This window comes from Streptomyces sp. NPDC051987, from assembly GCF_040680735.1.
GTDB lineage: Bacteria > Actinomycetota > Actinomycetes > Streptomycetales > Streptomycetaceae > Streptomyces.
In genome coordinates this window covers 95,777-103,868 of record NZ_JBFAXI010000015.1, presented here as the reverse complement: position 1 = coordinate 103,868, position 8,092 = coordinate 95,777, and the positions used below count along the sequence as shown (strand labels likewise).

Below are 8,092 nucleotides of genomic sequence, written 5' to 3'. Positions count from 1 at the left end.
GGGGGGTAATCCCCCGGCTTCCGGGCCCCTGGCTGGTGCGCGGCAGTCCAACTCCGCCCCCCCCCGGTGGGGCGGGGGCCCGCTCCTGTTGTCGGGCTCCGTCAGCCGACGTCCGACGGGTCCAGCCGGTAGAGCGTCGACGTGCTGCTCTGCGAGGCGGACGACGAGGACGACGCCGAGGACGACGAGGAGGACGACGACGAGGAGCCGGCGGACTTCGAGTTCGAGGTCGAGTCGCTCGTCGTGGTCTTGCTGTACGCGCTCTCCTTCACCGGCGTGCCGTACTTCTGCACCCAGGCGGTCACCGCGGAGCTGACGCTGTTGTTGCCGCCCATGCCACCGCCCATGCCGCCGCCGAGCTGGATGTAGTGCAGCTTGCCCGCCTTGACCAGTTCCTTCAGCTTGGCGACGGTCATCGCCTGGTCGGATCCGGTGAAGCCCCACATGGAGATCACGGGCTCACGCGAACTCAGCTCGATCTGCGCCGCGGACTGCGAGTTGGAGACGGCCAGCAGCCAGGTGGCGCCGTCCTGGTGCTTCTTCAGGTAGGCGATCAGGTCGCTGTCGACGCCGCGGCCCATGCCGCCGCCGAAGCCGCCGCCCATGCCGCCGCCGAAGCCGCCGCGCGTGGTGCCGTTGCCGGTTCCCCCGCCGGGCATCTCACCGGCTCGGCCGGGCAGTTCGCCGTTGCCGGTGCCGCCGCCCGGCAACTCGCCGGTTCCTCCGCCGGGCGCCGTCTGGCCGCTGCCGCCACCGGGGAAGCCGCCGCCGTTGGTGCCACCGCTCGGCGCCCCGCTGTTGGCGCCGCCCGGGAAGCCGCCGCCCGTCTCACCCCCGGCCTGGTTGTTCCCGCGCCGGCCGCCCGGCAGCTCGCCGCCGCCGGGGAAACCGCCCCGGTTGCCGCCGCCACGGCCCGGTCCGCCGCCGAAACCGGAACCCGTGGAGGGGCCCGCCGTCGGGTTGGTGCCGCCCATGCCGCCCCCGGCGGAGCTGCCGAACGGCTCCGAGACCGCGTACGCCGTCGGGCCGGCCAGGGCCGCGATCACGGCCGCCGCCAGCGAGGCCGCCAGCAGCCGGGCCCTGGTGGCCGAGCCGCCGGCCCGGAAGAGGATCATGCCCGCGATGCCGGCCACGGTCAGCACGCCGACCGTCGGCCACAGCCAGGTGTTCCAGCCGGAGGCGCGGCGCAGCAGGACGATCGCCCAGACGCCGGTGACGCCGAAGGCGGCCGGGAGGACCCAGATCCACCGCTTGTCGGTGCGGAAGGCCCGCAGCAGCATCACGCCACCGCCGCCGCACAGCACCGCGATGCCCGGGGCGAGCGCGGTCGTGTAGTACGGGTGCATGGTGCCCTGCGCAGTCGCGAAGATCACGTAGTGGAGCAGGGTCCAGCCGCCCCACAGGACCAGCGCCATCCGCCTCAGGTCGGTGCGCGGGGCGCGGCCGCACAGCACCAGACCGCCGATCAGGGCGATCACCGAGAAGGGGAGCAGCCAGGAGATCTGGCCGCCGAGGATGTCGTTGAACATCCGGCCCAGCCCCGCCGACCCGGAGAAGCCGCCGCCGCCTCCTCCGCCGCCCCCGCCGTTGCCCTCGCCGCCGAAGACGCGGCCGAGACCGTCGTACCCCATGATCAGGTTCCAGGCGGAGCCGTCCGTGGAGCCGCCGATGTACGGCCGGTCGGAGGCCGGGACCAGGGAGACCGCGACCGCCCACCAGAAGCTGGAGACGGCCAGCACGACGGCGGCCAGCAGCAGGTGGACGGCGCGCTTGGCCCAGGTGGCCCGGGACGCGTAGAGGTAGAGCGCGAAGACGGCCGGGAGTGCGATCCAGCCCGCGAGCAGCTTGGTGTTGAAGGCGAGGCCGAAGCACACCGCCGACCCGAGCAGGGGCAGCAGCCGGTCGTCACGGGTGGCGCGGAACGCGAGCGCCGCGCCCGACACCATCAGGAACACCAGGAGGGTGTCGGGGTTGTTGTCCCGGTTGATGGCGACCGTGATCGGGGTCAGCGCCAGCACCAGCGCGGCGACCGTCGCCGCGCCGTGCCCCCACACCCGCTTCACCGTGGCATGCAGGATCCAGATCGTGGCGAGCGCCACCACGACCTCGGGCGCCATCATCTGCCAGGTGCCGAAGCCGAAGACGCGGCACGACAGGCCCATGACCATGAGGGCGAACGGCGGTTTGTCGACGGTCAGGAAGTTGCCCGGGTCCAGCGAGCCGAAGAACCAGGCCTTCCAGCTTTTCGTACCGGCCCAGACGGCGCCGCTGTAGAAGGTGTTCATGTCGGAACCGGAGAGGTTCCAGGAGTAGAGCACCGCCGCCAGGGCCAGGATCGCGAGCAGCGCGGGCAGCGACCAGCGCGGGGCCCGGTCCGGCGGGGCGGCCGCGGGGGTCGCCGGCTCAGGCGCCGTGGCGGTCGCCGTGGGCGGGCCCCAGTCGGGGGACACGGGCGAATGGGGGACGGGATCGGTGGCAGATGTCACCATCCCACCATGCGGGCGCCCGATGGGCGGGGGCTGTGCCGATCCTGGGTGCGAGCTGTGGGTGGATGAGATATCGGTAAGAGGGCGGCCGGTGGGGCCGGTGAGCGGTACCCGGCCGCACCCGCGCGTCGTGATCACTCGTTCGGCCACGCGGCACCGGTCGCAGCGGGTATGTTCCCCGAGGCCAGCGCGGTTGGCTGGGCCGGCCTGTCCGACCGGGCGACTACGCTGAAACGGGAAAGGAGGACAGCGTGCTGCTGAGGTTCCGTGTCGCGAACGTGCGATCACTGCGCGACGAGCAGGAGCTGTCCTTCGTGACGTCCGACGACTCCGTGATGCCCGAGGACGCGGAGCCGTTTCCCGCCCGTTCGGTGAGTCCGGCAGGTGGCCGGCCGATCGGTGTCTTCCCGCTGATCGGAATCTTCGGCGCCAACGCCTCCGGCAAGTCGAACGTGCTCGCTGCCCTCGTGGACATGCGGAGCGCGGTGCTCGACTCCTATGCCCGTTGGGCCTCGTACGACGGTGTTCCGCGCTCGGTCTTCGCGCTTGACCCCAAGGGGAACAAAGAACCGAGCTTCTTCGAAGTGGACCTCCTCCTCGACGGGATCCGCTGGACGTACGGATTCGAGCTGGGCGCCAGCCGGGTGGAAGCCGAATGGCTGCACAGCTATCCGCGCGGACACCGGCAGGTCTGGCTGGACCGGGACGCCTCCCGCGCCGAGGTGTACGACTGGCCGGGAAACCGGGTCAAGGACCGTGCACAGCTCGCCCGGCGCACCCGCGCCAACGCCCTGTTGCTCTCCACCGCGGGCACCGACAACCACCCGCAGCTGTCGCCTCTCTTCCATTGGTTCCGCCGCAACCTGTGGCTGATCGATCCGGAGGTCGAGCGGGACCAGCGTGAGGCGTTCACCCGCGAGGAACTTTCCGGAGCTCGCGCCCGCCGGATCGAGGACCTCCTGCGCGTGGCCGACCTGGGCATCACCGGGACGGAAGTGGTGGACGACGGCAGAGGCCGGTCGACCGTCCGGCTCGTTCATCGCTCGGCCGCGGGGGAAGCTGCCCTCGACTGGCAGACCGAGTCCCTCGGCACCCGGTCCTGGTTCGCCCTACTCGGCCCGTTGCTCCTGGCACTCGACGAAGGGGCCGTACTGCTCGTCGACGAACTGGACGCCAGTCTGCATCCGCGGTTCGCCGCCGAGGTCGTCCGGCTCTTCAACGACCCGTACGCCAATCCCGACGGCGCCCAGCTGGTCTTCACGTCGCACGACCCGACAGTCCTCACCACCCCGAGTGGCGGTCGGCTGCTCGAACCCGGCCAGGTATGGCTGACGGAGAAGGACGCGGACGGGGCGACCGAACTGTATCCGCTGACCGCGGCGTCCCCGGGGAGGGAAGAGGACTTGATGAAGTCGTACCTGGCGGGGGCCTTCGGTGCGGTTCCGTCCCTTCTGGAAGGCCAGATCGCCCGGCGCCTGCTCGCCGACCGGGAGCAGGACGGGTCCGAGGCGGGGCAGAACTGATGGGGAAGGCGAAGAAAGGCAAGGCCTCGCTGGGCCCCGCGCAGCGGCGTGGGCGGCGTAAGAGGGTCGTCCACGTCTTCACCGAGGGGTTGGTCACGGAACCCTCCTACATCGACATCATCAAGGCGTGCGGTGAGCCGGCCGACCCGGTGATCACCGTCGAGGTGCGGATCGCGAACGCCTCCGCCCCGGGCTCCCAGCGCAAGCCCCTCAAACTCGTCGAGGCGGCGGTCGACCTGATGAGCAGCGAGCAGCGGCAGGCCAGGAGGAGCGGACTGGCGAAGGAGTACTGGCCGCAGGTCTGGTGCCTGTTCGACCGGGACGAGCACGAGGGCATCGAGACCGCGCTCAAGCAGGCCCGCGAAGGGGACGTGAAAGTGGCCTTCTCCCATCCTTGCTTCGAGGTCTGGCGGCTGCTGCACCACAAGCCGGTCACCGGCACGTTCGGCGGAGTCTGCGGGCAGGCGACCGCGAGGCTGCCGTTCGCGAGGGATCCGAAGGACGGAGCCAACATCAAGGTGGTGCTGCCGCACCAGGTCGTCGGGCGCTACCCGGAGGCCAGGAAGCGAGCCCTTCGGATGAACGCGGAGCACGGTGAACACGTGGCGCTCGTCAACCGGGACCCGTACACCAATGTCCACGAATTCGTGGAACAGGGACTCGGAATCACCTCGTACTGACACCGCTTCTGGCCGTAGGGGAGAGCCGTTCGTGGCCAAGCTCACGCTCACGCAGTTGGGACGGCACCTCTTCGCCGCCGCCGACATCGTCCGGGGGTCGATGGACGCCTCCGAGTACAAGGACTACATCGTCGGCCTGTTGTTCCTGAAGGGGGCCAACGACGAGTTCGACGTGGCGCGTGAGGCGATCGAGGAGTACGCGACCGGAGAACTGGGTCTTACCGGCGGGGCGCTGGCCGACTACCTGGAACAGGAGTCGGTCTACCGCGAACGGGAGGTGCTCTTCGTGCCGAAGGTCGCTCGCTGGCCGGAGATATCCTCCGCCACGCACGACATCGCCGAGAGCAGCCTGCATCCGGCGCTGCAGGCGTTGGAAGACCGGAACCCCGAGCTCCAAGGGCTCTTCAGCCACCTCGACTTCCGCCGTGTCGGCGGTTACGGCGGGTCGTCGGCCGCACGCGCCGATCAACGGCTGAAGTCGCTCATCGGGCACTTCGACCGCGTGCGGCTGAGCACACGTGACGTCGAGTCCCCCGACGTGCTGGGCGCCGCGTACGAGTACCTCATCAAGGCGTTCGCGGACTCAGGAGGCCGTGCCGGGGGCGAGTTCTACACACCGCGCCCGGTGGTCCGCATGATGGTGGACCTGTTGCGCCCCGGGCCGGGCATGCGGATCTACGACCCGTGTGTGGGCTCGGGCGGCATGCTCGTCGCCGCCAAGGAGTACGTGGAGGAACACGACGGTGACGCCTCGGACATGTTCTTCGCAGGCCAGGACGCCAACAGCGGCTCGTGGGCGACGGCGACGGTGAACCTGGTCCTCCACGGGGCGCGTCGGTTCGACCTCCGCACCGGCGACACCCTCAGCGCGCCGGCCCATGTGCCGGCGTCGGACGCGGACCGGTTCGACGGAGTGCTCAGCAATCCGCCTTTCTCCATGGACTACTCGCTGGACGACCTGGCGTACCGGGAGCAGCGGGCGGCGTACGGGGTGGCGGGTGAGCGGGGCAAGGCCGACCTCATGTTCGTCCAGCACATGCTCTGGGAGACCCGGCGGGAGGGCGCGGGCGGCGTGGTCGTCACGGTCATGCCGCACGGTGTGCTGTTCCGGGGCGGCGGGGAACGCACGATCCGTACACGCATGCTGGACGACGACACGATCGAGGCCGTGATCGGCCTCGCTCCGAACCTCTTCCACGGCACCGGCATCCCGGCCTGTGTCCTGGTGCTGCGTCCGCCGGGGAAGAAGGACCCGGCGCGGGCGGGCAAGGTGCTGTTCATCAACGCGGACCGTGAATTCCTGGCGGAACGCGCACAGAACGTGTTGTCGGCCGAGCAGTCCGAGAAGATCACGTCTGTCTTCCACGCGTTCTCGGAAGTGCCCGGATTCTCTCGTCTGGTCGGGCGTGAGGAACTCCGGGAGAACGACGACAACCTCAACGTCCGCCGCTATGTGGACAGCACGCCGACTCCGGAGCCGCAGGACGTGCGGGCGCATCTGGTGGGCGGGGTGCCCCGCGCGGAGATCGAGGCGAAGCGGGAACTGCTTGCCGCCTACGGGATAGCAGTGACCGACCTCTTCGAGGAGCGCCTTCCCGTCGACCCGGAATACGTCGACTTCCTGCCGAAGGGACAGCGGCCGGACACCGATCGGTTCGCTGGTCTGGCCCGCCCCCGCGAGGAGCGGTTCGGCGCGGCCTTCACCGAGTGGTGGGAGGCGGAGGCCGGGCACCTGGAGGCACTGGCCACCGCCGCCGAGGGGCCGACAGGACTGCTGCCGTCCCGGCGCCGGGCGGCCTTGTGGGCGGCGCGGGAGTCGCTGGTCGAGTCCTTCCTGGCCAGCCTCGGCGACATCGGTCTCGTCGAGCGGTCCGCGCTTGCCGGCGCGGTGGCCGAGTGGTGGCGTGAGGCCAGGTACGACCTGCTGGCGCTCGCCGAGAGAGGCTTCGCGGGGGTGCTCGACGGCTGGGTCCAGGACATCGAGACGCAGCTTGAGCCCGAGCCCGACCCGAGCACCGCCAGGCCACGCCGACCGTCGTCCGAGGAGCGGCGTGCGGCGTACCGGCACAAGCTGATGGCGGCCGTGGCTCCGGACTTCCTGGAGGCGTTGGCGGCGGCGGACGCGCGCAGGGCTGAACTCGACGAACGCTGGAGGGAACTCAGGGCTCGGCCGGCCGGCGGCGAAAGGGAGGACGGTGAGAGCGGCGGCGAATCCTCTGCGGAGGAGACTGCTGCCGCAGACGAGGAGCAGCGGGCGGAACTGGCTCGGCTGAAGCGTGAGCGCGTGCAGAACACGGTCTTGGTCAAGCGTCTGGAAGACGGCGCGCAGGCGCGGCTGACAGTTGCCCGAAGTGCCCTGGCCGCCGACGGCCAAGAGCGCCGGACGGTACTCGACATCCTTCGTCAAGGACTGCAGCGCAAGCTCGACGACCTTCTGCGGAGCCGACGCGAGGAGCTGGTCCGTGCCTATGAGAACTGGTGGGAGAAGTACGGACTGTCGTTCCGCGAGATAGAGCAGCAGCTGAAGGGAGCGACGGAGGCCGGTCCGGCCCCGAGTTACCCCTGGTCCCGGCGGAACGCCTGGGAGGTCATGGCCGACGGCGCACACCTGCTCGCCGATCGGACCACGGTCGCCGATGTGGTGCACTCCCTGATTGAGGCGGAGAAGGACGTCGAAGGGGAACTCGCCAAAACGGACGTCGATGAACTGCTCGCGCTGCTCACCGCAGTCGACTCCGACGAGGCAGGCCAGACGCGGCGGCGACCGTTGCGGGAGGTGGCCGAACTGGTACGGCCCGCCATCGCCGCCAGTGCGGGGGACAGCTCCGGGATACAGGTTCTCCGTCCGGCCGACCTGACAGGGCGCGTCATCGCGCCGCCTGCCCGGCAGACCGCCGAAGCCGGCCCCGCACCACATCGGCAGAGGCTGCCGGCAACCCTGCGTCCAGGAGACGTCCTGTTCGCTCCTGCCGACGCGACGGGACGGACCTTCCGCGCCGCCGTGTGGCGAGGCGAAGCAGGTCAGGCGAGACACAGCCCCGGCGTCCTGTGTATCAGGCCCGACGCAGGCCGCCTGTCCGCGGACTACCTGGTCGCGTGGCTGATGCTGCCCGAAGCCCAGGAGAGCGTCTACACGGTGGCACGGTCCGACGGCGGCCTGCGCCCCGTGAACCCGTCCCAGTTGCTCGACGTGGAACTCCACGTACCGAGTCCAGCGGCCCAGAAAGCCTTCACCGAACGCATCGCCGCACTGGCCCGGGACAGGGCGGTACGCCAGGCCCAGCTCACGAAACTCCGCCTCGTGAAGCGCATTCTGGTGGAGAACCTCACCAAGACCGCCCGCGTCTGACGGCCACGCAGGCGCGGACCCGTACGTCGCCGGGCCCGCGTCGTGCGGCCGGTG

The 8,092-nt window shown here is 70.5% G+C and carries 4 protein-coding genes; 3 read left to right on the top strand and 1 reads right to left on the bottom strand.

The features are described from left to right. Positions 1 to 101 precede the first annotated feature (101 nt). Positions 102 to 2,486 carry a glycosyltransferase family 39 protein gene (locus AB0M11_RS11610; protein WP_365703993.1) on the bottom strand — a complete coding sequence of 795 codons (2,385 nt, stop codon included), beginning with the start codon at positions 2,484 to 2,486 and terminating at the stop codon, positions 102 to 104. 251 nt (positions 2,487 to 2,737) lie between these two features. Here AB0M11_RS11610 and AB0M11_RS11605 point away from each other — a divergent pair, with 251 nt between their 5' ends. From AB0M11_RS11605 to AB0M11_RS11595, 3 genes are read left to right on the top strand one after another with little or no spacing between them, the layout of a single operon-like run. Beyond that, positions 2,738 to 4,009, top strand: a complete 1,272-nt coding sequence (locus AB0M11_RS11605) for an ATP-binding protein (RefSeq protein WP_365703947.1) — start codon at positions 2,738 to 2,740, stop codon at positions 4,007 to 4,009. Then, positions 4,009 to 4,689, top strand: a complete 681-nt coding sequence (locus AB0M11_RS11600; protein ID WP_365703945.1) for an RloB family protein — start codon at positions 4,009 to 4,011, stop codon at positions 4,687 to 4,689. The genes AB0M11_RS11605 and AB0M11_RS11600 overlap by 1 nt, the downstream gene beginning before the upstream one ends. A gap of 31 nt (positions 4,690 to 4,720) precedes the next feature. Next, on the top strand, positions 4,721 to 8,038 hold the full coding sequence (locus AB0M11_RS11595; protein WP_365703943.1) for an N-6 DNA methylase: 3,318 nt from the start codon (positions 4,721 to 4,723) through the stop codon (positions 8,036 to 8,038). Positions 8,039 to 8,092: the final 54 nt, after the last annotated feature.